The organism is Paenibacillus sp. FSL H7-0331 (assembly GCF_001956045.1).
In genome coordinates, this window is sequence record NZ_MRTH01000019.1 from 51,027 (window position 1) to 77,423 (window position 26,397).

26 protein-coding genes are annotated in these 26,397 nt (G+C 44.7%); 19 read left to right on the plus strand and 7 right to left on the minus strand.

Annotated elements, in window-relative coordinates:
• Positions 1 to 13: 13 nt before the first annotated feature.
• From BK127_RS24985 to BK127_RS25005, 5 genes are all read left to right on the plus strand, one after another.
• Positions 14 to 1,210, plus strand: coding sequence for a CaiB/BaiF CoA transferase family protein (locus BK127_RS24985; RefSeq protein WP_076234251.1), 1,197 nt, complete (start codon positions 14 to 16; stop codon positions 1,208 to 1,210).
• Positions 1,211 to 1,266: 56 nt separating this feature from the next.
• The gene (locus BK127_RS24990; RefSeq protein ID WP_076234252.1) at positions 1,267 to 2,286 is read left to right on the plus strand and encodes a Gfo/Idh/MocA family protein; all 1,020 of its coding nucleotides are present in this window, start codon (positions 1,267 to 1,269) and stop codon (positions 2,284 to 2,286) included.
• A gap of 80 nt (positions 2,287 to 2,366) precedes the next feature.
• Complete coding sequence (locus BK127_RS24995) at positions 2,367 to 3,527, plus strand: acyl-CoA dehydrogenase family protein (RefSeq protein ID WP_076234253.1); 1,161 nt, start codon at positions 2,367 to 2,369, stop codon at positions 3,525 to 3,527.
• A 20-nt stretch (positions 3,528 to 3,547) separates the two neighbouring features.
• The gene (locus tag BK127_RS25000) at positions 3,548 to 5,116 is read left to right on the plus strand and encodes an acyl CoA:acetate/3-ketoacid CoA transferase (RefSeq protein WP_076234254.1); all 1,569 of its coding nucleotides are present in this window, start codon (positions 3,548 to 3,550) and stop codon (positions 5,114 to 5,116) included.
• A 3-nt stretch (positions 5,117 to 5,119) separates the two neighbouring features.
• The gene (locus BK127_RS25005; protein WP_076234255.1) at positions 5,120 to 5,905 is read left to right on the plus strand and encodes an enoyl-CoA hydratase/isomerase family protein; all 786 of its coding nucleotides are present in this window, start codon (positions 5,120 to 5,122) and stop codon (positions 5,903 to 5,905) included.
• Positions 5,906 to 5,979: 74 nt separating this feature from the next.
• Here BK127_RS25005 and BK127_RS25010 read toward each other — a convergent pair whose 3' ends face one another.
• On the minus strand, positions 5,980 to 7,005 hold the full coding sequence (locus BK127_RS25010; RefSeq protein ID WP_076234256.1) for a LacI family DNA-binding transcriptional regulator: 1,026 nt from the start codon (positions 7,003 to 7,005) through the stop codon (positions 5,980 to 5,982).
• Positions 7,006 to 7,270: 265 nt separating this feature from the next.
• On the opposite strand from BK127_RS25010, the gene BK127_RS25015 reads away from it, so the two are divergent.
• The 14 genes from BK127_RS25015 (at position 7,271) to BK127_RS25085 (ending at position 20,089) form a co-directional block, all read left to right on the plus strand.
• Positions 7,271 to 7,936, plus strand: a complete 666-nt coding sequence (locus tag BK127_RS25015) for a TetR/AcrR family transcriptional regulator (protein WP_076234257.1) — start codon at positions 7,271 to 7,273, stop codon at positions 7,934 to 7,936.
• A 285-nt stretch (positions 7,937 to 8,221) separates the two neighbouring features.
• Positions 8,222 to 8,668 carry a VOC family protein gene (locus BK127_RS25020; protein WP_076234258.1) on the plus strand — a complete coding sequence of 149 codons (447 nt, stop codon included), beginning with the start codon at positions 8,222 to 8,224 and terminating at the stop codon, positions 8,666 to 8,668.
• 105 nt (positions 8,669 to 8,773) lie between these two features.
• On the plus strand, positions 8,774 to 9,223 hold the full coding sequence (locus BK127_RS25025) for a MarR family winged helix-turn-helix transcriptional regulator (protein ID WP_076234259.1): 450 nt from the start codon (positions 8,774 to 8,776) through the stop codon (positions 9,221 to 9,223).
• 51 nt (positions 9,224 to 9,274) lie between these two features.
• Complete coding sequence (locus tag BK127_RS25030; protein WP_083689561.1) at positions 9,275 to 10,666, plus strand: NAD(P)-binding domain-containing protein; 1,392 nt, start codon at positions 9,275 to 9,277, stop codon at positions 10,664 to 10,666.
• Positions 10,667 to 10,768: 102 nt separating this feature from the next.
• Positions 10,769 to 11,284, plus strand: a complete 516-nt coding sequence (locus BK127_RS25035; protein WP_076234260.1) for a TetR/AcrR family transcriptional regulator — start codon at positions 10,769 to 10,771, stop codon at positions 11,282 to 11,284.
• A 483-nt stretch (positions 11,285 to 11,767) separates the two neighbouring features.
• Positions 11,768 to 12,190 (plus strand): DUF3995 domain-containing protein, encoded by a 423-nt coding sequence (locus BK127_RS25045; RefSeq protein ID WP_083689562.1) that lies wholly within the window; start codon positions 11,768 to 11,770, stop codon positions 12,188 to 12,190.
• A 124-nt stretch (positions 12,191 to 12,314) separates the two neighbouring features.
• Positions 12,315 to 13,172, plus strand: coding sequence for an ankyrin repeat domain-containing protein (locus BK127_RS25050; RefSeq protein WP_076234262.1), 858 nt, complete (start codon positions 12,315 to 12,317; stop codon positions 13,170 to 13,172).
• 169 nt (positions 13,173 to 13,341) lie between these two features.
• On the plus strand, positions 13,342 to 14,328 hold the full coding sequence (locus BK127_RS25055; protein WP_076234263.1) for an aldo/keto reductase: 987 nt from the start codon (positions 13,342 to 13,344) through the stop codon (positions 14,326 to 14,328).
• Positions 14,329 to 14,342: 14 nt separating this feature from the next.
• Positions 14,343 to 15,710 carry an LLM class flavin-dependent oxidoreductase gene (locus BK127_RS25060; protein ID WP_076234264.1) on the plus strand — a complete coding sequence of 456 codons (1,368 nt, stop codon included), beginning with the start codon at positions 14,343 to 14,345 and terminating at the stop codon, positions 15,708 to 15,710.
• Positions 15,711 to 15,781: 71 nt separating this feature from the next.
• Entirely contained in the window at positions 15,782 to 16,558 is a 777-nt protein-coding gene (locus BK127_RS25065; RefSeq protein WP_076234265.1) for an ABC transporter permease, read from the plus strand.
• Positions 16,559 to 16,608: 50 nt separating this feature from the next.
• Complete coding sequence (locus tag BK127_RS25070; RefSeq protein WP_076234266.1) at positions 16,609 to 17,649, plus strand: ABC transporter substrate-binding protein; 1,041 nt, start codon at positions 16,609 to 16,611, stop codon at positions 17,647 to 17,649.
• 21 nt (positions 17,650 to 17,670) lie between these two features.
• Positions 17,671 to 18,444, plus strand: coding sequence for an ABC transporter ATP-binding protein (locus BK127_RS25075; protein ID WP_076234267.1), 774 nt, complete (start codon positions 17,671 to 17,673; stop codon positions 18,442 to 18,444).
• A gap of 22 nt (positions 18,445 to 18,466) precedes the next feature.
• Positions 18,467 to 19,303 carry a sulfurtransferase gene (locus BK127_RS25080; RefSeq protein WP_076234268.1) on the plus strand — a complete coding sequence of 279 codons (837 nt, stop codon included), beginning with the start codon at positions 18,467 to 18,469 and terminating at the stop codon, positions 19,301 to 19,303.
• Positions 19,304 to 19,543: 240 nt separating this feature from the next.
• On the plus strand, positions 19,544 to 20,089 hold the full coding sequence (locus BK127_RS25085; RefSeq protein WP_076234269.1) for a protein kinase family protein: 546 nt from the start codon (positions 19,544 to 19,546) through the stop codon (positions 20,087 to 20,089).
• A gap of 753 nt (positions 20,090 to 20,842) precedes the next feature.
• Here BK127_RS25085 and pssA read toward each other — a convergent pair.
• The 6 genes from pssA to BK127_RS25110 form a co-directional block, all read right to left on the minus strand.
• Complete coding sequence (pssA, locus tag BK127_RS25090) at positions 20,843 to 21,334, minus strand: CDP-diacylglycerol--serine O-phosphatidyltransferase (RefSeq protein ID WP_256711437.1); 492 nt, start codon at positions 21,332 to 21,334, stop codon at positions 20,843 to 20,845.
• A gap of 108 nt (positions 21,335 to 21,442) precedes the next feature.
• Complete coding sequence (locus tag BK127_RS25095; protein WP_076234271.1) at positions 21,443 to 22,000, minus strand: GNAT family N-acetyltransferase; 558 nt, start codon at positions 21,998 to 22,000, stop codon at positions 21,443 to 21,445.
• Positions 22,001 to 22,069: 69 nt separating this feature from the next.
• Positions 22,070 to 22,768: a TVP38/TMEM64 family protein gene (locus tag BK127_RS25100; RefSeq protein WP_076234272.1), complete on the minus strand. Its 699-nt coding sequence runs from the start codon at positions 22,766 to 22,768 to the stop codon at positions 22,070 to 22,072.
• A gap of 62 nt (positions 22,769 to 22,830) precedes the next feature.
• Entirely contained in the window at positions 22,831 to 23,418 is a 588-nt protein-coding gene (locus BK127_RS44910; RefSeq protein WP_256711443.1) for an ABC transporter ATP-binding protein, read from the minus strand.
• Positions 23,419 to 23,453: 35 nt separating this feature from the next.
• Entirely contained in the window at positions 23,454 to 24,650 is a 1,197-nt protein-coding gene (locus BK127_RS25105; RefSeq protein ID WP_256711438.1) for an ABC transporter permease, read from the minus strand.
• Positions 24,625 to 26,376, minus strand: coding sequence for an ABC transporter ATP-binding protein (locus BK127_RS25110; protein ID WP_076234273.1), 1,752 nt, complete (start codon positions 26,374 to 26,376; stop codon positions 24,625 to 24,627). Before BK127_RS25110 ends, BK127_RS25105 begins: the two co-directional genes overlap by 26 nt.
• Positions 26,377 to 26,397 lie beyond the last annotated feature (21 nt).

A 26,397-nucleotide genomic window follows, 5' to 3' on the forward strand; every position in this document is an offset into this window, starting at 1 on the left:
AGAGGTGAGGCGCATGCTAAAGGATATTCAATTGTTAAGTTTCACTCACTTTCTTCAGGGCCCGTCAGCAGTACAGATTTTAGGTGATTTAGGTGCAGATGTCATTAAAATTGAGAACGTCAACGGTGCCTTTGAGCGACAATGGGCTGGTGCAGAAGCATTTCTTCATTCTGAGAGCGTTTTCTTTTTGCTGGCTGGAAGAAACCAACGGAGCTTAAGTATCGATCTTAAGGATGAAGCAGGCAAAGCGATCATTTGGGATTTAATGAAGCAGACGGATGTGATCGTCGAGAATTTTCGACCAGGCGTTATGGATCGGCTGGGGTTCGGATATGAAGCGGTATCCGAGTTCAACCCGGGCATTGTATATTGCTCATGCTCCGGTTTTGGATCTTCTGGCCCTTACAAAGACAGGCCTGGACAAGATTTGTTAATTCAATCAATGAGCGGATTGGCGATGCTAAGCGGACGAAGCGGTGACCCACCTATTCCGGTCGGGACGGCAATCGTCGATCAACATGCTGCTGTATTGGCTGCAATGGGTGTGCTGGCGGCGCTATATGAAAGAACAAAAACGGGCATCGGAAAAAAAGTGGAAAGCAACTTGCTCAGCGCAGCTCTTGACTTGCAAATTGAACCGATCAATTATTTTGCGAACAATGCGACACTTTATGATCGGAGTGCTTCGGGTATTGCAACGAAATTCCATCAAGCGCCTTACGGCATTTATGAGACGGCAGACAGGCATATATGTTTATCTATGAATTCATTAAGTCATTTATCCAAAGCTTTTTCGGACAGCGATTTTCTGCAGTGGACTTCGAGTGATCAATACAAAAAACGTGAGTTTATTAACTCCAAAGTTGCGGAACATCTGAAGAAGGAGGGTTTCGATTATTGGTCACAAGTGTTTGATGAGATTGGCGTATGGTATGCGGAAGTCAACACTTATGAAAAAGTGATGAACGATCCGCAGGTCGTATGGAACGATTCCTTCGTCAGTTTTGATCACCCCCGAGCAGGGAAGGTGAAGCTTCTAGCACATCCCGTGAAATATGATGGTAAGGTTCCGGCTGTCACCAGAGTGCCCCCAAGGCTAGGTGAACATACCGAGGAAATATTAACGGAGCTTGGATATGGGATGGAGCAAATCAACAAACTCGAAAGCACGGGAGTCGTACGAATCATGCAAAAAGATAATATAAAATAGAGGGTTAGCTCACCCTTGCGGTGGTACAACATACTTCAATAGAAAGAGGGATTCGTATGGGAGAGAAAATAGGTGTTGGTCTTATAGGTTGTGGTGCCATCTCCAAGGCGCACATCCAAGCGATTCAGGAATTGCCCGATCTTAACCTTATAGGCGTTACGGATCGCGACGTTTCGTTGGCAGCACGTATTGCTGAATCAACAAATACGAAATCTTATCCGAACAGTATCGATTTGGTTTCAGATCCTGACATCAACCTAGTGGTGTTATTAACCCCTCCGTATTATCACGAGGAACTTATTTCGCTTTGTGCCAACCATGGCAAGCATATTTTAGCTGAGAAGCCAGTCGGCGTCGATGTGAACAAAATAAAAACGTATGTAGATTTGTGCAAGCAAAAGGGAACACAACTATCTGTCGTATCCCAGCATCGATTTGACCCTTCGGCATTATTTCTTCGTGAGAAAATCGACCAGCAAAAGCTTGGCAAGCTTATCACAGCTAACTGCACCGTTCATTGGCATAGGCCAAAGTCCTATTATGATTCATGGCACAGAAGTAAAAGCTTGGCTGGCGGGGGAGTTCTCGTCGTTCAAGCGATCCATACCATCGACTTGATGCTATGGTATATGGGGGATGTAGAGACGGTGTTCGGATATACGGACAGAGCTGTTCATACCGACATTGAAGTCGAAGATACCGCGGTAGCCTGCCTGAAATTTAAAAGTGGAGCACATGGGATGATAAGCGCCACAACAGGTACTTATCCCGGATATCCATCTCAACTCGATATATTCGGAAGCTCTGGGTCCATCAGCATCGTGGGAGATGAAGTTTCCTTTTACAGCTCCAGATTAGATCAGGAGAATAGTATAACCGATGGATTAAAGGGTGAGACGAATTTGGATCATGGGAACATATCTGTTGCTTCCTTGAAAGCACAATATAAGGATGTATTGTCGGCCATTCGCAATCAATCCACACCTGTTGTTACCGGTGATGAAGCGGCCAAAACCTTTACTATACTGGAGGCGATCTATGAGTCTTCACGAGCTGGCAAAGCAATCAGGCTTTAACCATGTAACTATGTCTTTCGCTAAATCGGCAGAGTTTACCGGCAATGATTAGTTAATAACTATTAAAGGAGTGTCGTATGATGAATTTTCAAGTAGATGAGACGAATCAAGAAATTCGAGACATGGTCCGTCATTTTGCAATAGAGGTTATTTCACCTCGTGCCAAAGAAATCGATGAAAAGGACGAATTTTTCCCTGACATTGTTGAAAAGGCCGGCGAGCTTGGTATTTTAAGTATGGAGCTCAGCGAAGAAGAAGGAGGGATTGACTGCGGAACTTTAGCATCCGTGATGTGCAATGAGGAGATATCTCGAGCAAGCGCAGCGGTCAGTAACGTTATAGGCGCTATTCATCTTCATCTTGGCCTTCTTCATCGATTTGGTAGTAAGGCACAAAAACAGCGATGGATTCCTGCTTTAAGCAGTGGGAAACAAATCGGGGGCTTTGCGATCACGGAACCGGATTCTGGTTCGGATGCAGCGAGTATTAAGACGAGTGCGGTTAGAAACGGAGATAACTGGGTCATAAACGGCAGTAAATGTTTTATTACTTTGGCTCCCGTGTCCGATATGCTGATTGTCCTAACATCAACCGATCCCACAAAAGGAGTACATGGTCTCACCTGCTTTATCGTTGAAAAAGGGACGCCGGGATTGAAGGTAGGTCCCAAAGAATCGATGATGGGACAGCATGGCGTACCGGTCAGTTCCGTGTATTTCGATGATTGTACAATTTCGAAGGAGAATATGTTCGGTGAAGAAGGCCAAGGCTTTAAAATTATGATGTCCGGCCTTGATGGTACTCGTCTTGATGTAGCTGCGTGTGCGTTAGGTCTTTCCCAAGCAGCTTTTGAATTAGCATCGAATTATGCGGCTAATCGCAAACAATTTGGTCAGCCTATTGGAAATTTTCAAGGCGTCGGTTTTATGCTGGCGGAAATGGCAACAGAGATTGAAGCGGGAAGACTTTTACTCTATCGAGCTGCTCAGTATCGAGATGCCGGCATTCCTTATACCAAAGAGGCTTCTATGGCCAAATATTTTTGCTCCGACAATGCGATGATGCATACGACCAATGCCGTTCAGATCTTCGGAGGATACGGTTACAGCAAGGAATACCCCTTAGAAAGGTTTATGCGAGATGCCAAAATATGTCAGATATATGACGGGACATCACAAATTCATCGTCTGATTATCATGCGCAATGTTTTAAAGGAATATAAAGAATTTACTTGCAATTAAATGGTGAGGGAGTGGAGGTTATGGTTCAAATTATCAAAACCGAAGAAGCAGCAGCACTAATTAAAGACAATGATACGCTTTGGATTGGGGGATCGGGAGGTGGTCATGCCGTTCCTGAAAAGCTAATTGAAGGGCTTGAGGGCCGTTTTGTCAAATCTGGTTTCCCGCGCAGCCTTACATGTGCCCATGCTGTAGGGATAGGCGATTGGAAAGAAGCCGGAATGAATCGATTGGCGCACTCGGGATTAATTAAACGCTCAATATGCGGCACGCTAACCAATAGTCCCCGGATTGCAGATATGGCATTATCGGGCGAAATCGAGTCGTACACATTCCCACAGGGAGTTCTTTCTCAATTGACCAGGGAAATGGCAGGCGGACGTCCGGGATTAATTACGACAACTGGACTGCATACTTTTATCGATCCTCGCTTGCAAGGTGGACAGCAGGGGAGCAAACGAGGTCCGGATTTAGTGGAGGTTCTTGAAATTGATAACAAAGAATATTTACGGTACAAACCCATCAAGATCGATGTTGCTTTTATTCGGGCTACAACAGCTGATGAAAAGGGTAACCTGACAATGGAACACGAGGCCGTATTCGGTGAAAATCTATCCATAGCTACGGCTGCGCGTCGGACGGGCGGAATAGTGATAGCTCAAGTGGAACGTCTCACCAAAAATGGCACCTTACAGGGGAAGCAGGTTAAAGTTCCCGGCATTCTTGTCGATTATATTGTGGTTGACAAAGAACCTTGGCAAACATATGTCACGAAATTTGACCCAGCCTATGCCGGATACATTCATAAGCTGGATAGTGAAATAGCAGTTCTTCTTCTTGATTCAAGAAAGATCATTGCCCGTCGGGCAGCCATGGAATTGTTTAAGGATGCTGTTGTGAATCTGGGTTTTGGCGTTGCGAACGGAATATCCTTGGTTGCAGCTGAAGAAGGATTTTATAACGATCTTACTTTAACCGTCGAGCAAGGCTTAATTGGAGGTATACCTGCTTTGGGGAATGACGCTGGAGCTGCGACCAATTATGAGGCTATGATCGATCAACCATACCAATTCGATTTTTACGACAGCGGTGGTCTGGATTTGGCATTTCTATCATTTGCGGAAGTCGATCGGCATGGGAATGTCAATGTCAGCCGGTTCGGCAACAAAATTGTTGGCCCAGGAGGTTTTATTAATATCACCCAAAATGCCAAAAAAGTATTTTTCTTAGGTACATTAACAGCGGGAAAAAGCGATGTTCGAATTGAAGACGGTAAAATGGTCATCCATCAGGATGGTTCCATTAAAAAATTCATTCAAGATGTAGAGCAAATTACATGGTCCGGCGGGTATGCCTTGGAGCGCCAACAAACAGCGAAATATATTACAGAACGAGCCGTATTTGATTTGACGCCGGATGGAATCATGCTGAAGGAGATCGCACCGGGAGTGGATATTCAGCGTGATGTTCTTGATAAAATCGATTTTCCAGTTATCGTACCGTCTGAGGTACCCTTGATGGATGCTCGAATTTTCAACGCGAATCTGATGAATTTAAAAGACGAATTAAAAGGAAAAGAGGCAAGATAATCGATGAGTGATACGATAAAGCTAATTCGGGAGTCCAATGGCATAGCCGTTATTCAATTATCCAATCCTCCATTAAATGTGGTATCAAGAGAGCTGACGCTTCAGCTTGCGCAAGTTTTAAAACAAATCGAGTCCGATCCCCAAATTCGCGTTGTTATCGTTACCGGTGAAGGAAACAGGGCGTTTTGTGCGGGGGCGAACATCAAAGAATTTGCTGATTTGGTTAAGGCAGGTACCGTGATCGTTGACAAATTAGCCATCGAAAATTACGTATACGATATGCTGGATAAGCTGCCGATCCCTACCATTGCGGCTATCAACGGAATAGCCTTGGGCGGAGGTGCTGAACTGGCTTTATGCTGCGATATCAGAGTGATGGAGGAACAGACTCAAATTGGATTTCCAGAATGTAAATTGGGCGTATTTCCTGGGAGCGGAGGAACGCAAAGATTGCCCCAATTGATTGGTGAGGCAAGGGCCAAAGAGCTGATGTATATCGGGGATTCCATTGATGCAGAGACGGCTTTTCGTATAGGGTTGATTAACCGAATCGCTCCAGAGGGGAAGGCTCTGGAAGCAGCTATGGAGCTTGCTTTAACGATTTCCCTAAGATCCGGTGTAGCTATGAAATGCATCAAACAAGCAGTAGATCATGGTTTACTGGCCGGAACGGCCGCAGGACAATCCAAATCGTTAGAGCTGAGCGAAATCGTCTTTAAAAGTGAGGATATTCATGAAGGCATTGCTGCATTTTACGGTAAACGCTCGGCGAATTTTAAACATCGATAAATTTTGATAATTGAATAGCATCTACCGTTAAGTCGGAACCAGGATACTTTCTCGGAAAGCCTGGTTCCGACTTTTTATTGATGTGAAATTTCTTTGCAGGATTCCCGCGAAACTAACGATGGAGCCAGCATCACTTGCTGCAGCGTTTCTTTTGCTATTTGGCCCTCAATTTTTTGTACCAACAATTGCACGGCTTGAGTTCCGAGCTCTTTGATTCGAGAATCAATTGTTGTGAGAGGGACTCTGGCCAATTTGCAGAAGAATAAATTGTCAAAGCCGATGAGTGATATTTCCTCGGGGATTTTCCAACCATACTCACGTGCGGCATCTAATAAGCCAAAAGCGAGCACGTCGCTTATCGCAAAGATTGCGGTCGGTTTATGATTCGATAGCATAATTTTTTCTGCAGCGCGGTATCCATCCTCAAGTGTTTTTCCACCCTCTATAATATACTCTGGATTATACAGTTCATATTTCTGCAACACTTCAATGAACCCGCGTGCTCTTTCACGAGTCGGATAGATGTCCTCTTGCCCCTGGATCATACCAATTTGCTTGTGACCTAACCTTACCAAATACTCGGCAGCCAGTTTCCCACCCGTGTAATTATCCACGACCACATAATCAATAAAATCCGTAGGAACATGACGATGAACCATAACAATGTGCTCAAAAGATCGTTTTAATGCTTCCAGATTCAGTCGGTTTTCTCTTGCATTGGCGAGAATCAAACCATCCAGATGCTGAAACCGGTCTTTTAAAATTTCCAACAGGCGCTCATCGTTCGCTTCATTATCATTCGTAGTAACTAATACAATGTTATAACCAAGTTGATTGGCTTCTTCCTCAATGGATTTAATCAATTCGGTATTAATCATGATATGAATATTGGAGATTACCAAGCCAATCAGCTTAATCGAGTTATGGACCAGAGCTCTCGCGAAATTATTAGGGTAATAATCCAATTCCTTAATCGCTTGTTCAATACGCTTGCGTGTTTCATCCGATACATACGGAATATTGTTCAAATATTTAGAAACAGCTGATTTGGAAACACCAGCTAACTTGGCCACATCCGAGATGGTCGATTTCTGTTTCATAGTGTGAACTCCTAATGAAAAAGTATGGAAAACTTAGTTTTAGTATAACGGTTTATGAGTGTTTGACTAAGCTAATTTTAATTGTGTTGTTCATTGAAGTCAAATTATTTCAACCCATCCCGATTCACATATCTCTCCTAATAATAAACCGGTACACGAATACAAATTAATTATTACATACAAATGCAGGGTTTAGTACCAATATCATCATTGAAACTTTCAGCTGATGGTTTACTATTTCAAACGAACATGTTATAAGGGAATTATGAATAATTCAAATCGAACCGTAATCAGTCGTCGTTCGCGGCCAGCCAAGGAGCCGCTCAGCAAAGATCTTATTGTGAAGACAGCCTTGGAATTACTGAAGAACGAAGGCTCGTCCGGGCTGAGCATGCGTAAAATCGCCAAAGCATTGGATACAGGTCCCTCTTCGCTATATGTGTATGTCACGAACCTCCAGGAGCTAAGCGCTTATGTGTTGGACTATGGGCTGGATAAAGTCGTATTGCCGGATGCTCAAGATGGATCCTGGAAAACGAATCTGTTCGATGCTCTGAACTCGTATCTAACGGTTCTATATGAATCTCCGGGTATTGCCGAGCTCGCTCTAACGACGATTCCCGTAGGACCACACTCGTTAGCGCTCATGGAGTATATCCTTGGACGGTTGTATGAAGGAGGAATTCGTTCCACGTCCGCAGCATGGGGAGTGGATTTATTACTTCTCTATGCGACTTCAGTTGCATTCGAACAAGCTTCCCGTGATCAGAAAGGGACAACGCTGAATACAATTTTAACCTCTTATGAATCGTTGGATGTTATGCGATATCCGATGATTGCCAATTTGAGGGACGAGCTACTCTCCTCGGGAGAGCGGTTTCGTTGGGGGCTAGAGGTGATCTTGCAAGGGATTTTACAAAGGCAGGATTAGATTTGTCGGATCATACGTCAGAAATTATGTGCCCATGAGGATTGGGGAAGGGAAAATTGATGAAATGGAAGAAAAGTCGCTTAAATTGCGGCTTTTTTTGTTGTTGGAAAAGGAATGTATTAAAGGAAATAGCACTTCGTCATAGAATACATATTAGGATCATATAAACCCATATTATTCCAATGTAGCATGATGATTACAAGCGATCTCAAGGGATACCGTTGATGTGACACAAGATGTTTGATCCTAAGCTAGAACGAATAAACAATCGAAGGGATGATGTGGATGTCACAAATTTCAAATGTATTTCAAGGAACTGCATTGAAGGGGATATGTTCGGTATATGTGCCTGCTAGCAACCCGATCAAGTCAGCTCAATGGTGGCAGCAACATTTTGGATTGGAATATGCAGTACCTTTCAATCCTGCAGAAGCTCAAGCAATTATGAAGCTTTCTGATGGACAATGGCTGCACTTGGTCGAAACAGAGGGTGAGATCTATAGCCAATTCCCTAATAAGTTGGGTAATGAAATGTTCAGGTTCACCTTTGAGGTGAGTGGCATAGAAGTGCTTCATGACCACCTGAAATCCAGTGGCGTAAGAATTGAACAGCTTCATGACCGTGGTAGTTGCGGCTTCAACTTTGTATTTTTTGATTTGGACGGAAATAAGTTTGACGTCAACGAAGTTGTCCTTGTTCATGGAACACTCGAGGATGAGTTCATTGAATAGAATGTGAGAATGTTCAGAATCCCCTTAACCCGAGGGTTGAGGGGGAATTAAATACTTGCAAAATGCAAATATATATTGTATAACTAATTCATGAGGTGAGCTGCCATGGATAATACTCGCGAACTATTTCAAATCATGACACGTCGTTTTGGTTTTCTCAATAAAAATTGCTGTACTGCCGGTGGTTTTGATATTTCATTAGTTCAAAGTCACATCCTGTATGAGATTGACCATCAGCATAAGCCATCCATCCAGCAGATAGCAGAGGCTTTGGGAACCGACATTACGACCTTTAGTCGCCAGATTCAAGTATTAATCAAAATGAATCTAGTAAAAAAGTTACCCGATCCTGACGACAGAAGGGTATATGTTCTTTCATTAACGACAGAAGGTAAATACGTAGCAACGACGATTGACCAACAGATGAATGCCTATCTGAATGAAGTTTTTTCACACATGAACGATTTTGAAAAAGAAACCGTCATTCGCTCGATCCAGCTTTTAAATGATGCCATGGCTAAATCCAGCCAATGCTGCACAACCCCTTTGGGGTAATTTTTTTCGTTAATACTTGCAAAATGCAAATAAAAATTGGGAGGAATCATTATGAACTTTTATGAAACTAACAAGCAGGACAATGGGAAGGCGACTTGTTGTGGAGGAGATATTGTTAAGGGGAATCAGCATACGGAGCAGTCATTGCCAGTTGCGATTATTGGTGGGGGACCAGTGGGTTTGGCAGCTGCGGCTCATTTATCCTTACGAGGTGAGTCTTTTGTGATATTTGAAGCAGGGGCTGCCGTAGGCTCCAATATCTTAAAATGGGGGCATGTTCGTTTATTCTCACCCTGGCAGTACAACGTGGATAAGGCCGCAAGAAAACTTCTCGAATCGAATGGCTGGAAAGCCCCGGACGACGCTGGACTTCCGACGGGACAACAATTGGTAGAGACCTATTTAGCACCACTTGCAGAGATACCCGAGATTAAAAATCATATTTGGTATCATTCAAACGTTAAAGCCATTAGCAGGAAAGGCTTAAGTAAAATAAAAACAAGCGGCCGTGATGAATTGCCATTTTCCGTGTATGTGGAGATCGATGGAGAACCTAAGCAATTTGAGGCAAGGGCTATTATCGACGCCACGGGTACCTGGGATCATCCGAATCCGTCACTCTCCGATGGAGTCTGGACCGAATCAGAAAAGTCGAACGCTGCGCATTTTTTTTATGGAATACCTGATATTCTCGGATCGCACAAGCAGCGTTATGTAGGCAAACATGTCCTTGTAGTAGGAGGAGGCCATTCTGCTATTAATACCTTGCTGGAGCTTCAGGTTTTAAAGATAGAGGAGCCGCGAACGCATATCACCTGGGTGATGCGAAAACAAAGTGTTACAGAAGCTTACGGTGGTCAAGATAACGATAGTCTCCCCGCCCGCGGTGACCTTGGGACACGCATACAAAAAATGGTGGATGAAGGATTTGTTGATGTCGTGACTCCGTTTCATATCAGGAATTTTGAATTAGAGAATGGACAGATTAACGTCATAGGAGCTGGAAAGGCCGATAAGATCGTAGGCGTAGACGAAATTATTAGCAATACAGGTAGCAGACCGGATTTTGCTTTCTTAAGGGAGCTTAGAATCAATATTGATGCTGCTATTGAAAGTGTTGTAGAGCTCGCTCCCCTGATCGATCCTAATGAGCATAGCTGTGGAACCGTTCGTCCTCATGGGGAAAAGGAACTGCGTCAGCCTGAGAAAAACTTGTATATCGTCGGTGTAAAAAGTTATGGAAGAGCTCCAACCTTTCTTTTGGCAACAGGATATGAACAGGTTCGGTCTGTTGTCGCAGGTCTAACCGGAGATTGGGTGGCCGCCCGCAGCGTAGAATTGGACTTGCCAGAGACAGGCGTATGCAGCCTTCAAATAACATCCACATGTTGTGAGGAGAAGCCAAGTAACGAATCAAGCTGCTGCGCGACTGAAATTAAATGAACAATTCCATAATCAAAGTTGAGAGGTTCATACGCTATTGACAAAATAAAAATGAAAGAGTAACCTTATAAAAACATACGCTACCGTATCTAGAGGTGAATCATGCAATTAACAAGGGAAGACTGGGTAAAGGCTGGACTCAATAAATTAGCTGAAGCTGGAATCCATGAAGTACGTGTCGAAGTACTAGCTCGGACGCTGAAAATAAGTAAAGGGAGTTTTTACCACTACTTTCAGGACCGACAGGAACTGCTGAATTCCATGTTGGATTATTGGGAGGAGCATGCAACTAAACGAATTATTCAAAGCATGGAGCAAAATAACTCCTCATTGGAGCAGCTGCTTCAGATCAGTATTTCTCGAGACAAACAAATTGAGATTGGCATTTATGGTTGGTCCCATCACGATCCTTTCGTGGCATCTCGTTTAGTAGATATTGAGGAACAAAGAATTAATTTTATGGCTATACTGTATCAAAGGCAAGGTCTGGCGCCTTTAGAGGCATTAGACAGGGCCAGACTTACTTATTTAACTTATGTAGGATGGATGACCCGGTTTGAGGCTAATACCAATTTTGATATAGGCAAAATGTTTGCGATGCTATTAAAAAATATATGATTTTGCGTGTCCCTAATGGAGTTGTCGTACAATTCATAGGGACATAAAAAAACCATCAACATACGGATGCGTATGTTTGAAAGTTTGCTAATAAACCCCAAAAAAAATGTAGAAAGGAGCTTATCTATACAAGCATTATACCTGATTGTAGCACTGATGATTATGCTTTTGGGGATTATTCACATCTGGATAACACCCCGAGTATACAAATCGATGACCCAAGAATCGATATGGTTCGTAAGTGGCGGGTTGGCCGTAATCTCAAACGCTAGCCTTAATTTAGCCATGATTAACGTTAAGCTGGAAACCAGTTTGCTGAATTATATTTGCATATTCAATAATGTACTGATATTCATATTTTCAATTCTTTTAGTTCGTGTACTCCCAAGGCCGCAAACGAAATTATTAGTAGGCTTCATGTTTTTGGAAACTGTGTTAGGGCTATGGAGCAAAGTGAAATAAGGTGATCAGGGAGGCGTTCAATTGAAATTTGTGATGACTTTATCAACTGTAAGTCTTTTAGGTATCATTAGTATCCTGCATGTTTATTGGGCGTATGGGGGTCGCTGGGGTACACATGCCGTTATACCCTCGAGAGCGGGGGAGTATAAACCTGCTTTTGTTCCTGGTAGGCAGGGTACATTATTTGTGGCTATGCTTCTTCTTGTTGTGTGTTTCATTCTTCTGGTTCAAGGAGGTTTTGTAGCTTACTTTGTACCCAATACCCTTACAAGAGTTGGGTGTTTCGTTTGCGCAGCCGTCTTCTTTCTTCGTGCGATAGGTGATTTTAAACATGTAGGATTTTTTAAGAACATCAATCACACTTCATTCGCTAAAAATGATACATGGTTATATAGTCCGCTTTGTTTGTATTTCGGCTTCACATGTGCGATTCTTTTGTTGTGATCAAGGTATAACGATCTTCACGCAAATTCCGTGTAAAACAATGTGAATAAGGGGTAGTATTTCAAGAGATAATGTGATATTGTAATTTTGTAATCAAAAATACAGTGTGTAAATGGAGGCGTATATGGCTAAGAAAAAGCCAAGTATCGTAATCTCCATAAGATTGGACGATACGGCACTTCAAGCGGTGGACCTGCTCGTTGATTCAGGATTGGAGACCAATCGATCGAGGGCTGTTTCTCACTTTGTCAATGTTGGTATTCAATCTTCGGAGAAACTGTTGCGCAGGGCTCAACTCCTTGCTGACAACGTTCAGCAATTGCGCAATGAGATGGTCGAGGCCGTTAAGCTGAATAACCTTGAGAAGGTTGCCCAACTGATTCATCAGGATTCTACGCTCGTGAACGCTACGAATAGCAAGGGAGAAACGGCTGTTCTAATGGCTGCCTACATGCGTGCGAACGATATCAAAGAGCTGCTTATCGACAACGGTGCAGAGCTCGATGTGTTTGAAGCTTCGGTGGTCGGTAGCACAGGGCGGGTTAAGGAATTGCTCGAGCAATCACCCGAGCTCATCTCCGCATATAGTCCAGATGGATTTATGCCGCTGTCGATGGCAGCGCATTTTGGAAATGAGGAAATTGTCAAATTGCTACTCGAACTGGGTGCAGACGTAAATGCCAGGAGCAAGGATGGGAGTCTGAACAACACGGCGATCCATGCTGCGATTCTCGGCAACTACGAGCATATCATTAAGCTGCTGATCAGCCATGGCGCAGATGTCAACGCCAAATGTGAAGGCAGTATCCGGCTAGGCTACAGCGCACTTCACGTAGCAGCCTACTTCGGCCGTGAGTCGCTAATCAGGATATTTCTGCAGCACGGAGCAGACCGAACTGCTATAAATGCCGATGGACAGACGCCTTATGAGCTTGCTGTAAGTAAAGGACAACAAGCAGCAGCCGATATGCTGAGAGAATAAGGAAACTTATAGCATATAGACAATAGGATAACTCCATGCTATTATCCTACTAAACACATCGGAATAATTAATGTAATATATGAACTCTACCGGACAGCCGGAGAGACGCGAATGGGAACAAGGCGTCTTTCTGGCTGTTTATTATGTTGTATAAGGAGTGTACTTAGGAATGGAATACAGAAAATTAGGCCGAACTGGCCTGAAAGTGTCCGAGGTTAGTTTGGGAACGATGGCTTTTGGTCGCTGGATCGATGAGCAAGCCTCAGCAGCTGTGCTGGATCAGGCGCTGGAAGCCGGCATTAATCTAATAGATACCGCCGATGTATACGGATCTGGCATGGACCTTGGTGATCCCAACCGGACTGGGGAATCGGAAGCGATCCTGGGTCGGCTTTTGAAGGGGAGAAGAAACGATATTGTGTTGGCTACAAAGGTGCAGGCACCTGTTGGTACGGGTGTGAATGACTCAGGCTTGAGCCGCTATCACATTTATCGTGCACTGGAAAACAGCCTTCGTCGGTTACAGACCGATCATATTGATCTGTACCAGGTGCACGGATTTGATGCAGCCACTCCAATAGAGGAAACGCTTGGCGTTCTGGATGAACTGGTTAAGCAGGGGAAAGTCCGATACATCGGGTGCTCAAATTATGCGGCATGGCAGCTTGCCAAGGCGCATGGAATCAGTGCGTTGAACCGGTTGGGTCGGTTCGAGAGTGTACAGCCGGAATACAGTCTGATCTCACGAGGTATTGAACAGGAGCTAGTCCCATTCGCTGAATCGGAGAAGGTTGGCATGATTGTCTACAGTCCGCTTGGCCGTGGTATTCTGACCGGTAAATACAAGCAGGGTGAGCAACCGCAGGAAGGTACACGATTGGCAGCGGGAGAGCAGCGACTGAAGCTGCTTTTGCAGAAGAATCCGGCTTATGAACTCGTTGAAGCCATTCGCCCGCTCGCTGAAGCACGGGGCTGGACATTAGCGCAGTTTTCACTCGCTTGGGTACTTAGTCACAGCTACGTATCTTCTGCAATCCTGGGTGCTTCTAAGCCTGAGCAAGTCCGCGATTCCTTACGATTTGCGGATCAACGACTGACCATTGAAGAATTGAACACGATTGACCAATTTTCACAAAATATTTCATTAATTCGTTAGGAGGATGAATCATTATGAGCCATTCAAATCAACCACGTCAACTTCATCTCGGCCTGTTCCTTTTCTCGACCGGTTACCATCCGGCAGGCTGGAGACTTCCTGAATCGGTAACCGATGGTGCTTTCGATCCCAAGTTCCTGCAAGGAGTGGCCCAACGTCTGGAGGCAGCAAAGTTCGACTTCTTTTTTCTTGGAGACGCGTTGGCATCCAGTGCGGATATGCAGTATCAATTCCCATCCCAGATGGTTAGGCTAGAGCCATTCACCATGATTGCCCATTTAGCCGCAGTTACAGAAAAAATCGGGTTAATCGTGACCGCCAACACGACTTATGCAGAGCCTTATCACATTGCACGGATGACCGCTTCACTCGATTATTTGAGCCAAGGACGAACAGCCTGGAACGTGGTTACAGGAGCCGATGCCCGTGCAGCGCAAAATTTTAGCCGTGACAAGCATTGGGATAATACGAAGCGCTATGATTACGCTGATGAATTCGTGCAAATCGTGAAGGATTTGTGGGATACCTGGGAGGACGGCGCTTTCGTAAGGGACAAGGCGTCCGGCGTCTTTGTAGATGAAAGCAAGGTTCACGCGATTCATCATAAGGGTGACCATTTCTCTGTCGCCGGACCGCTTAATGTGGCGAGACCACCACAAGGGCAGCTGCCGCTTTTGTCCGCTGGAACCTCAGAACGGAGTCAGGAGCTGGGTGCGCAATTCTCTAATGTCATCTTTACCGGACAATTCCTGTTTGAGGAAGCCCGCGCATTTTATGCCGGAATTAAGAGCAAGCTGGCCAAGTACGGTCGGAAGCAGGACGAGCTGTTCATTATGCCCGGATTGGTGCCCATTGTTGGCAAAACTGACGAAGAGGCGTATGCCAAATATCGGGAGCTAAGCTCTCTTCTGGTTACAAATTTTGATTTGAAGCCATTGTCTGCACGTATCGGCATCGATCTATCCGCGTATCCGTTCGATGGTCCGCTGCCGGATCTGGCACTGTCTACCCTGCCTGGAGAAGGGGCGAGACCTTTCATACAGCTGGCTCAGAACGCATCAGGTCATGACGATATTTCAATCCGCGAATTATACCATTATTTTGCAGCAACGGTTCGTGGACATCTGCTTCTGGTGGGTGGACCGGAGCGAATAGCCGATCAAATCGAGTATTGGTTTCAAGGGGAGGCTGCGGACGGTTTTAACCTGTGCGCGCCTTACATGCCTGATGGCTTGAATCTGTTCATCGACCTTGTCGTGCCCGAGCTGCAGCGACGTGGATTGTTCCGTACAGAGTATGAGGGAAGCACGTTCCGCGATCATTTTGGACTGGCACGTCCCGAGAATCGTTTCGCTCGTAAAGACTTGTTACAGCAAAGCTAAATCATAAGCAAATACGTAGGGCTGCCCCGTCTCAAAGGAGCATGGGATTCAAGGTGCAAGGGAGGCTAGAGATGAACAACAAGAAAACAAAACGATTTGGCATCATTCTCATCGGACAAATTGCACTCGCGCTGCTCCTTTTAGGTGCTATTGAGCTAGTTGTTCGAATGGGGATCGTAGGGAAACTGTATTTGTCGGAGCCGACAGAGGTTGTGAAGCAGATTTATGTGCTGCTGACCCATAGTGAGATCTATCACCATCTTCGTGTGACGATGCAGGAATTTTTCATCGGTTATTTGTTAGCTGCAGGGTTAGGGATTGCTACTGGCATGTTTCTTGTACTCGTACGACACGCGGAGGATTTATTCAGACCGTTTCTATCCGCTCTGATGGCTGTGCCGAAGGTTACCATCATTCCGCTCATTATGCTGTGGATGGGTATTGGTATTCCGCATAAGATCGCTGTCGTGTTTCTGTTTTGCTACTTTACGATTGCATTCAGCACGATTACCGGAATCAAGCAAACGGCAGATAATCATCTGAAGGTAGCGCGAGTGTTTCAGGCTTCCAGATGGCAAACGATTATCAAGGTTATTTTGCCCTCAGCTGCGCCAACGATCTTCGTGGCTCTGCGGGTATCGGCAGCAACCGGGATTGTAGGTGCCTTATTCGGCGAGATGATCGCATCGCAGGACGGTTTAGGGAATATTCTGGTCAAGGCGACGTCGTTGTATGACACTGCGCAGGCTTTTGCCATTATTACGATTGTAACAGTTGTCTCGGTAGCTATTATTGCACTCATCGATCTACTGGAGAAAAAGGTAGTCCTCAAGTGGAAGTCCAACTGAAGATTTACAGAAATTTGCAGATTTATTCACACATAGGGAGAGATCATAGGATGGTTAAAAGAAACAAGAAACGCATGGGAACTATGTTGATGAGTCTGTTTGCCTTAATCCTGTTCGCAGGCTGCGGAAACAACGCAACTAATAACGCAACTCAGGCAGCTCCAGCTTCCGGGGGTTCATCCTCCAATTCGACCTCTGCTCCTGCCGCCAGCAGCCAACAGCTGCAGAAGGTTAAGTACGCGGCCTTCAATGGAGTGAGTGGCATGGCCGTTCAATTCGGAGCAGAGAAAGGGTTCTTTAAAGAAGAGGGTCTGGACGTTGAATTCATTTCGACCCAGAATCCAGTTCCGGGTCTGACGAGCAAGGATATCGATATTGCCGATCTCGCCACAACACAAGCTATAGTAGCAGCGGGCAAAGGGGCGCCTCTCAAAATCGTATCCTCCATGTTCCGCACAAAAGGTGCATTTTATTTGATCGCACGTCCAGAAATTCAAAAAATTGAGGATTTAAAAGGTAAAAAGGTGGGAGCAGCCGTTTTTGGCTCAGGGCTTGATGTGTATACGCAAGTAATTTTGAAAAAGCATGGTCTTGCTAAAAATGATGTTACTCTGATTGCGAATGGTGTAAACGATGCTGCGTTCGCCAGTCTGACGTCAGGACAAGTGGATGCCACCATCATTCATGAGCCATTCGTTTCCCTCAGTGAGCTCAGCGGTAAGGCAACTCTACTGGCCAAGGGATGGGATTATCTGCCGAACTTCCACACAGGCGTTCTGGTATCCCAAAATGATTTTATTGCCAAGCATCCTGATGCGGTGGAGAAGCTGCTGCGCGCTTATTTTAAATCCCAGGAATATGCCAAGAGCCATCTCGATGAGTATAAGAAATTTTTCCTGACGCAAGTGAAGATTGACCCAGCCGCGGTTGACAAAGCGTTCGAGCGTGAGATGGTACTGTGGGAGAACAAGCCTGACGTGAACAAGCAGTCACTGCAGGAAACCCAACAAACTCAGCTTGAATTAGGTTTCCAGGATCAGATATATGATATCGACAAGATTCTTGATCTTCGTTATGTGCCAAAAAAATAATTAGGAAGAGGAGGTGGGCGTATGGCGGGGTTCTCCATCAACCATATGTCGATGGTATACGGCGAAACTGCGCCGGCGGTAATACTATCTGATATCAACCTGACTATTGAGGACGGAGAATTTCTTTGCATTCTTGGACCCAGTGGCTGCGGAAAAAGTACATTGCTGGAGATTCTCGCAGGACTGCAAGCACCTACCCAGGGAGATGTGCGATTCGGTGACAGTCCTCTGGAAGGTACGGATAAGCGGAGAGGGGTCGTTTTTCAGGATCCCTCGCTTTACCCGTGGCGCACGGTGCAGCGTAATGTCGAACTGGGTCTGGAGATCAGAGGAACGGATAAGCGCGAACGAAGTGCGGCCGCGCGGAGATACCTGGAAATGGTAGGGCTCAGTGGATTCGAGCAAAAGTATCCCCATCAGCTGTCAGGCGGTATGAAGCAGCGAGCGGGTCTGGCACGCGCCTTCGCTAATCGCCCTGAGGTGCTGCTTATGGACGAGCCGTTTGGTGCAGTAGATCATCTCACCAGGCTGCAGCTGCAGGACGATCTGCTGCAAATCTGGGAATCGGAAAAAAAGACTGTAGTTTTTATTACCCATGACGTAGCAGAAGCCGTCTTTCTGGCTGATCGTGTTGTGATCTTATCGCCGCGTCCAGGCCGAGTTAATGCCATATTCCAGGTACCGCAGGCTCGTCCGCGCAAACGAGACGATGCCGGGCTGCTGAAAATTCAAAACGACATCTATGCATCGCTTCATCAGGTAAAGACAGAAGACAGCATTGAATTTACGATATAAACCGAAGGGAGTTAAGAAGTACATGTCAAACATTGTAAACGTTGATTGGGTGCGTTCAAGAATCTTGGCAGGAGATACGGTAATAGCCGATGTTCGCTTTTCGCCGAAAGAGCCGCTTTATGGGAAGGAAGCCTATGAGAGAGGCCATTTGCCGGGTGCAGTGTTCGTTGATTTTAAACGTGATTTGACCGATTCCCCTCAAGAACACGGAGGGCGCAGCCCGATCCCGTCGTCAGAGGATCTGGCGAAGACTTTTGGAAATCTGGGGATTGACCGATCAACAACAGTGGTTGTTTATGAAGATGTGAATGGACCGGCAGCGTCGCGCTTATGGTGGCTATTAAAATATGTAGGCGTCGAAGACGTACGCATACTGGATGGCGGTTATGAGGCGTGGGTCCAAGCGGGCCAACCCGTGACGAGCGAACAGCCCACATTGACCTCGCGTAAGCTGGAGCCTATCGTCCAAGAACACCTCCTGGCAGATGTGAATGCCGTACGGGCTGCTATCAAAGCCAATGGGACCAAGCTTGTTGACTCCCGTGATTCCAATCAGTATCTGGGCTTGGAAGCGCCGTTCGACCCTATTGCCGGACATATCCCGAGTGCATTGAACTACTTCTGGAAGGACGGACTGGAGCACACCGGAAATTGGAAATCCCCAGAAGAACTGAAGGCGCACTTCGCTGGGCTGGAGCGAGAAGAAGAGATTATTGTTTATTGCGGCTCGGGCATTTCCGCTACGCCTAATGTCCTTGCGCTGCAGGAAGCGGGCTTTACGAATGTGAAGCTCTACGCAGGCAGCTGGAGCGACTGGATTAGTTATGAGGACAATCCGATAGCAGTTGGGGAAGAGTAGACTCAGTCTCTCTAACCCGCTTGGTGATAAACAAATAACCATTCACACAGCCTGATGGAGGTAACGTGAATGGTTATTTGTGTTGGACTGTTATATAGATGGAGTGAGATGGTAGTCCCAGATGATCATAGTGAAATTATTAGAAAAATGTTAGTAAAAATCGTGGTCAAATGGTAAAATTCATTACAATATTATTCAGATATGTAAAGTAAGGATAGTATTGCTCAGGAGGTACTCGATATGAAATTACAATCACTATTCAAAGAAGAAATACTTACACAGTCTTCTTTAGGAGGCCATGCAAGCGATGTCTGGCTTGTCCATACGATTTCTGGTGAATATGTTGTAAGATCATCGGGAGTGGATGAAAGTGTGGAAGCACCGTTTCTGTGGGTATACAGGAACTTATTCGGAATTGAATTAAGTCATACATACGATATTGAAGAAACTAATATTTTTTTACAGCAAACAACAACCAAATTTTTTGTGCCACGAGTTCTTTCAAAGGGATTAATTGGCGAAAGACAATTTGTAGTCGTAGAAAAAGCGCAGGGCTCTTCTTTAAATTTCTTAAATAAGCCAGTCGAGATGATGGAAGAGTTTGGAAGATCAATTGCTGAAATACATGCCTGCGAATTCAATGAATGCGGTGCCCTGAACGAGACCTATCGTTATTCCTTAATGGATTTCCCTCAAAAACTTAGTCAAGCCATTCGTACTCTTTCCTCTCGATATTACTTTTCTAATGATGCTGTTACCCAAAGACAGAGTATTACTGCGCATTAGCCTCTGCATTACCGATCCCGAAAAGTTCATCATACATCATGTTAGATATGGACCCAAGACAATTCCTTTCGGACCAGGGAAGAGTAAGCGCAATAGTGGATACAGAAGCCTATGTACTAGGACCGCGTGAATACGAACTCTCTCTTTTGGAATGTTCTCTTGATCAATTCGGTGCTGCCTTTCCCTGATTTAACCCCTGTCCGTGATATGTATCGGTTCATGTTCTGCTTAATGGAGATAAAGGGGCCTTCTTTTGATTATGATAAGTGGTTGTCAGTTCCACATTACTTTAACACAGTTGAAAAAGTGAGCGACGTTCCTCAATCTAAGGAAAATTTCGGCTCTTCTTTATTGTTGCGTATCTATTTAAGTAATCTATCCAATTATCAATAACTGTGTTATTTATTGGAAATTAGTGGTATATAATTCTGGCACCATGGGGTTTGATGAACTCGGGAGTTCTTCATATGCCCGGATAACTAAGCCAACTGAACCAATTGCGGTTATTATATCACCGACAGTCCACAACTTCGGTTGGACGGATTTTATTGGGGAGAGCCTGTTCCGGTTTTCTTGTTAAGCGTTTTGGTCTTCAGTGCATATTTTTTAGTAACGGGACTTACCATCTCATATGTTTATCTCTACAAAGAGTATAGATAATCCAACCTTATGGGATAATTGGACTTAATAAAATTGAAGAACAAAAGAAATACACAACTTTCGTCAAAACTAGGTCCTCCGCGACTTCAGCGTTCATTTTTTCAGACTCGGAAAAGAAATCTTGCTGATCATCAATACTCCAATCAGAAGGGTGCCGAACGCCACAACAGACGGACGCGGCGACGCGGTCAACAGCAGCATGAACACGGCCGCCAGTGGTGTCGGCATCCCGACAAATCCAGAAATATGGCTTTGCGTAGCATTGAAACGCGCCAGTCGCAGAGCGCCACAGCAGACGTAAATCAGGCAGCAAGCAGTTCCAAACATGCGGATCTCATGCAGTGAAGCGACATAAGCCATTATAGCAGGCGCAACCGCGAACGTCACAAGATCTGCCAGTGAATCAAGCTCTTTACCCAGCAACGATACGGCATTCAACTTCCTTGCACAGTAACCGTCCAAAAAATCGCAGAATAATCCCAGCATCACTAGCAATATAGCGGCTAAGATCTCGCCTTTAAAGGTAAACAAAATTGCAGTGAAGCCTAGCAGTAGATTACTCAGTGTTAGTATCGACGGAATCAATTTCTTCATGTTTGTCACTCCAAAATGTTTAATCGCTGTCATTTTTAATTATCTTCTCTTTTGACCGCGTGGGACCGAATGGTTGAGTTTCATGCATGTGCCCGCAAACTATTCAAAACCATTCCGGTTTGAAACATTTTTGAGCCACTCTTTTTCTAACAATGCATATTGAAAAGTGTTTTCATATTTTGGTGTCCCATCCTCGTAATTAGTAAAAGAAACAAATTCTATAAAACAACCTTCTTTACGCATACCTAATTTTTCACATAATTTTTGTGATCTCATGTTATCATCCTCTACATACGCATACAGCCTTCTTGCTTCTTTTTGCGTAAAGAGATAATTGAAGAAAGCTTCCGCGCTTTCACGTGCATATCCCGCTCCTTCATATCTAGCATTGAAATTCCACCCAATACTAAAAGTATCAGGTTCTTCTTTCAGATAGAATAGTTCTCCAATTAGATCATTGCTCTCTTTCAGGCAGACTGCAATATGAGAGTCTTCACAGCTTCTTTTTTGAAGCTCTAAAGCTGCTTCTTCCAATGTCGAAACTTTATTACTAAGGAAGCAGTTCACTCTGGGATTAGCCGAATATTCCAAAAATTTTTGAGCATCTGTCACGGAAAAATTTCTTAACCTCAATCGATTGGTTTCCATTATTTTCATGGGTAGTTCATCTCCTTCGACTCATGGTAAAAATATTTTATGTGATGAATTTTTCGTCACATATGCGTACTACGATTTTTCTTCTTTCTTTTCAGATTTTGAAAAAAGTTCAATCCATTTATTCTTGTAAAAGTACCCGATCATGAAAGCAACAATAGAGATGAGTGTAATAATGATAGCGACTACATATTGTTCCTGATGAATTGTGGTTCCAACAACAGAGGCTACGATCCATGGAAGACGTCCAACAAGAAGCAAAGTGAAGAAACGTAAAGACCCGATCGGTGTAAGGGCTGCTACAAATACTAGTAGATCTTTTGGTAAGCCAGGAATAAGGAAAAAGATAAATAAAAATACTGACAGCTTTTTCTCATTTTTCAAAACGGACATCCACTTGTATTTCTTATTTTCTAGTAAGCGTTCAATCCAAGAACGGCCGATAAAACGAGTGAAGTAAAAAGCTATTGCTGCGCCTAACAACATGCCAATTGTCGCATAAAGTGTTCCAAGACTTACACCATAAATGTATCCCCCTGCAATTTGCACAACTTCCCCTGGAATAGGAGCAACCACAACTTGAAGTATTTGGAAAAATATAAACAATACTGGCCCCCAGTTTCCTGAAGATCGAATAAAATCTCTGAAATTATCCATGGATGATAATATTTCGAAAATAGCAGGGGCATACCGAATAAATAGAAAAATCAACACAATGGCTAATAAGAGTAAAATTATTTTTAGTAGTTTGTTCTTTTTTTGTTGTGTCATTTATAACTACTCCTTAATTTTTGATAACGGGTACTTAAGCGAGATAATTGCATGGACTCCCGTTACTCCAATTCAAAAGCTCCCGTATACAATTGATGATAAATTCCACTTTGCTCTATCAATTGATCGTGGTTACCGCGTTCCTTAATCTGGCCTTTTTCCATCACCATAATCACATCAGAATTCCGTACGGTAGACAAACGGTGAGCGATGACAAATACAGTTCTGCCTTCCATCAGGTTGTCCATTCCCAATTGTACTAACGCTTCCGTTCGTGAATCGATTGATGATGTTGCTTCATCCAAAATCATAACAGGCGGATTAGCAATAGCCGCTCGGGCGATGGCCAGCAATTGGCTCTGACCCTGGGAAAGCCCATTACCGCTACCATCCAGCCGGGTATCATATCCTTCCGGTAAGCGTTCAATGAAGCTGGCAGCGTGGGACAGCTTGGCAGCTTTCTTTACTTCCTCGTCACTCGCATCCAGGCGCCCGTAAGCAATGTTATCGGCCACAGTCCCGGAAAAAAGATGAGTATCTTGCAGAACGATTCCTAGTGAACGGCGTAAATCAGCTTTTCGGATGCGTTGAATATTGATGCCATCATAAAGGATTTCACCTCCTGTAATATCGTAGAAGCGGTTAAGCAGGTTGGAGACAGTGGTTTTCCCCGCACCCGTAGCACCTACAAAAGCAAGTTTTGTCCAGGCTTAGCATAAAGCGTTAGATTCTGAAGCACCTGCTTTTTATCGCCATACGAAAAGGATACTTGCCTGAACTCAACTTTTCCCTTCAAAGCCACAACGGAACCGTCTTCCAGCCTCCACGACCATCCGGCATGATGCTGATTTTTTTCTAGCGTCACGCGCCCATCATCCTCTTCGGGACTTTCATCCATCAAATTGAAAATCCGTTGTGCTCCCGCAAGGGCCACCACAAACATATGCATCTGCGAGGAGATTTCGGTGATCGGCATGGTGAAATTTCTGGACAAGCTCAGAAAGGCTGCGATGCTCCCCAGTGTCAAACCTGTATTCCAGCCAGATATCGCCATAGCTCCGCCGACAATGGCAACGAGCACATAAATTACGGTTGCAAGATTTTCATTAATAGGCATCAGGATGTTTGAATATTTATTTGCTGTAGTTGAGTTTTTAAACAATTCCTCGTTTAATCGAGAAAACTGTTCAATTGCTTTATCCTCGCGGCTGAACACTTGCACAACTTTTTGACCATGTATCATTTCCTCAATATAACCGTCTACAACGCCAATCGATTCCTGCTGCTGGAAAAAGTGCTTAGTTGCTTTTGTGCCCACTGTCTTGGTCACCCATAACATCACAATTGCGCCAATTACCACTACAATCGTTAACGGTACATCGAGATAAAGCATAGTCCCAAGCACCGCTAAAATGGTCACAACGGTTGATAGCAATTGTGGCAATCCGTCGGTCAGCATCAGGTTAAGCGTATCCACATCATTCGTATAGTGGCTCATAATATCGCCATGTGCTTTTCGGTCAAAATACTTAATGGGAAGCTTTTGCATTTGGCTGAACAAATGGTCGCGAATTTTTTTCAAGATTTGTTGCGAGATCGTAATCATCAATCTCTTGGAGGCAAACGTACTGATGACCCCAGCAGCGTAGACCACAGCAAGAATCGTTAATGCCTGCAGCAAGGCATCAAACACCGGATTTTGATCGCCCAGCAAAGGCACGATAAAGTCGTCAATAAGCAGCTTTAAAAATGTAGCAGATACTACCGATACGGCGGCGCTAATCAGCACGAACAGCAACACCAGGCAAGATCTGAATTTAAAATACCTGAAGTAGGCCAATAGCCGCATAATGGTTTTACCGTAATTCGTGCTGTCCGACATATTCTCCACCACCCTTCGTTTGCGTATAATAAGTCTCCTGATAAATAGCACTTCTGCTCAGGAGTTCCTGGTGAGAGCCTATATCCACCATTTTGCCTTCGTGCAGCAGGATAATCTGATCTGCTTCCTCTACGGAAGCGATGCGTTGTGCAATGATGATTTTGGTTGTGTCGGGGATGCTTTCCTTGAAGACTTTCCTGATCATGGCATCTGTTCGTGTATCGACAGCGCTGGTCGAATCATCCAGGATAAGAATCTTGGGCTTTTTAAGCAAGGCTCTTGCAATACAAAGCCGCTGCTTCTGACCTCCGGAAACGTTGTTTCCTCCTTGAGTCAGGTGAGTATCATATCCGTTAGGGAAGGCCAAGATAAAGTCATGGGCCTGGGCTGCTTTGCATGCTTCAATCAGCTCATCATCGGTAGCCGATTCATTACCCCAAAGAAGGTTTTCCTTAATGGAGCCCTCAAACAAAACATTTTTTTGTAGCACCATCACAACTTGGTTTCTGAGCACGTGTAGATCGTACTGTTTCACATTCGTTCCACTAACGAGCACCTCGCCATCACTTGCGTCATAGAGGCGTGGAATCAATTGCACAAGTGTCGATTTTGCACTGCCGGCTCCTCCAATGATACCGATGGTTTGTCCCGAGTGGATTCGAAGATTAATGCCGGATAAAGCGTATTTCTCTACTTTGGTTGAGTAACGAAACGAAACGTTGCGAAATTCCACATCTCCCGTATGCAATTCCATTACTGGCGAATTCGGACTCGTAATGTCAGGCTGTTCGTTTAATAAATCATTGATTCGCCTGGTGGAAGCGCGGGCAATGGCGATCACAATGACTACGATACCGAGCGTCATCAGGCTCATCAGAATCTGCATGGAGTAGGCAAATACGCTCGTCAGCTCTCCGGGCGTCATTGTGCCACTGACAACCAGCTTGGCTCCAATCCATGAAAGGAGGAGCATCACGGCATAAAGAACGACTTGCATCAGTGGCAGTTCATAAGATAGCATGCGTTCCGCTTTGACCATTTGCGTGAATATCTTTTGTGATACGGCCTGGAACTTTGAAACCTCGTAATTTTCCCGAACATAGGATTTGACTACACGAATACCCCGGACATTTTCCTGGACGACTTTATTTAGTTCATCATAGCTGTCAAAGGCTCGTTCGAAGATGGGGAAAGAATACTTCATAATGAGTAAAATCCCCACCGCAAGAACGGGAATGACTACTAAAAACCATACGGCAATGGTTGGGCTGATTTCAAAGGTCATTACGGTCGCAAAAATCATCATAACAGGGCTGCGAAACGCAATCCTTATGATCATTGAAAAGGCGTTTTGCACATGCGTAATATCGGTCGTCAGCCTCGTTACGATGCCGGAGGTTGAAAATTTGTCCATATTGGAATAGGATAGCCGCTGGACATGGCGAAACAGGTCGTAGCGCAGGTTTTTCCCAAACCCTGCCATGGCGATTGCGGAGTGTTTGCCAGCGAGTGCCCCAAACACAAGCGATACCAGCGCAAACAACACCAGGATCAAGCCATATTTCACAATCAGACTCATATTCCCGCCGCTAATTCCCCCATCAATTAATTCCGCCATAAACAATGGAATAGTGACTTCCATTGCAACCTCGCCAAGCAAAAACAAGGGAGTCAGCCATGTATCCTTCTTGTAATCCCTCACGCTTTGGAGCAATTTTCCTAACATAAACATTCTCCTCTTTTGTAG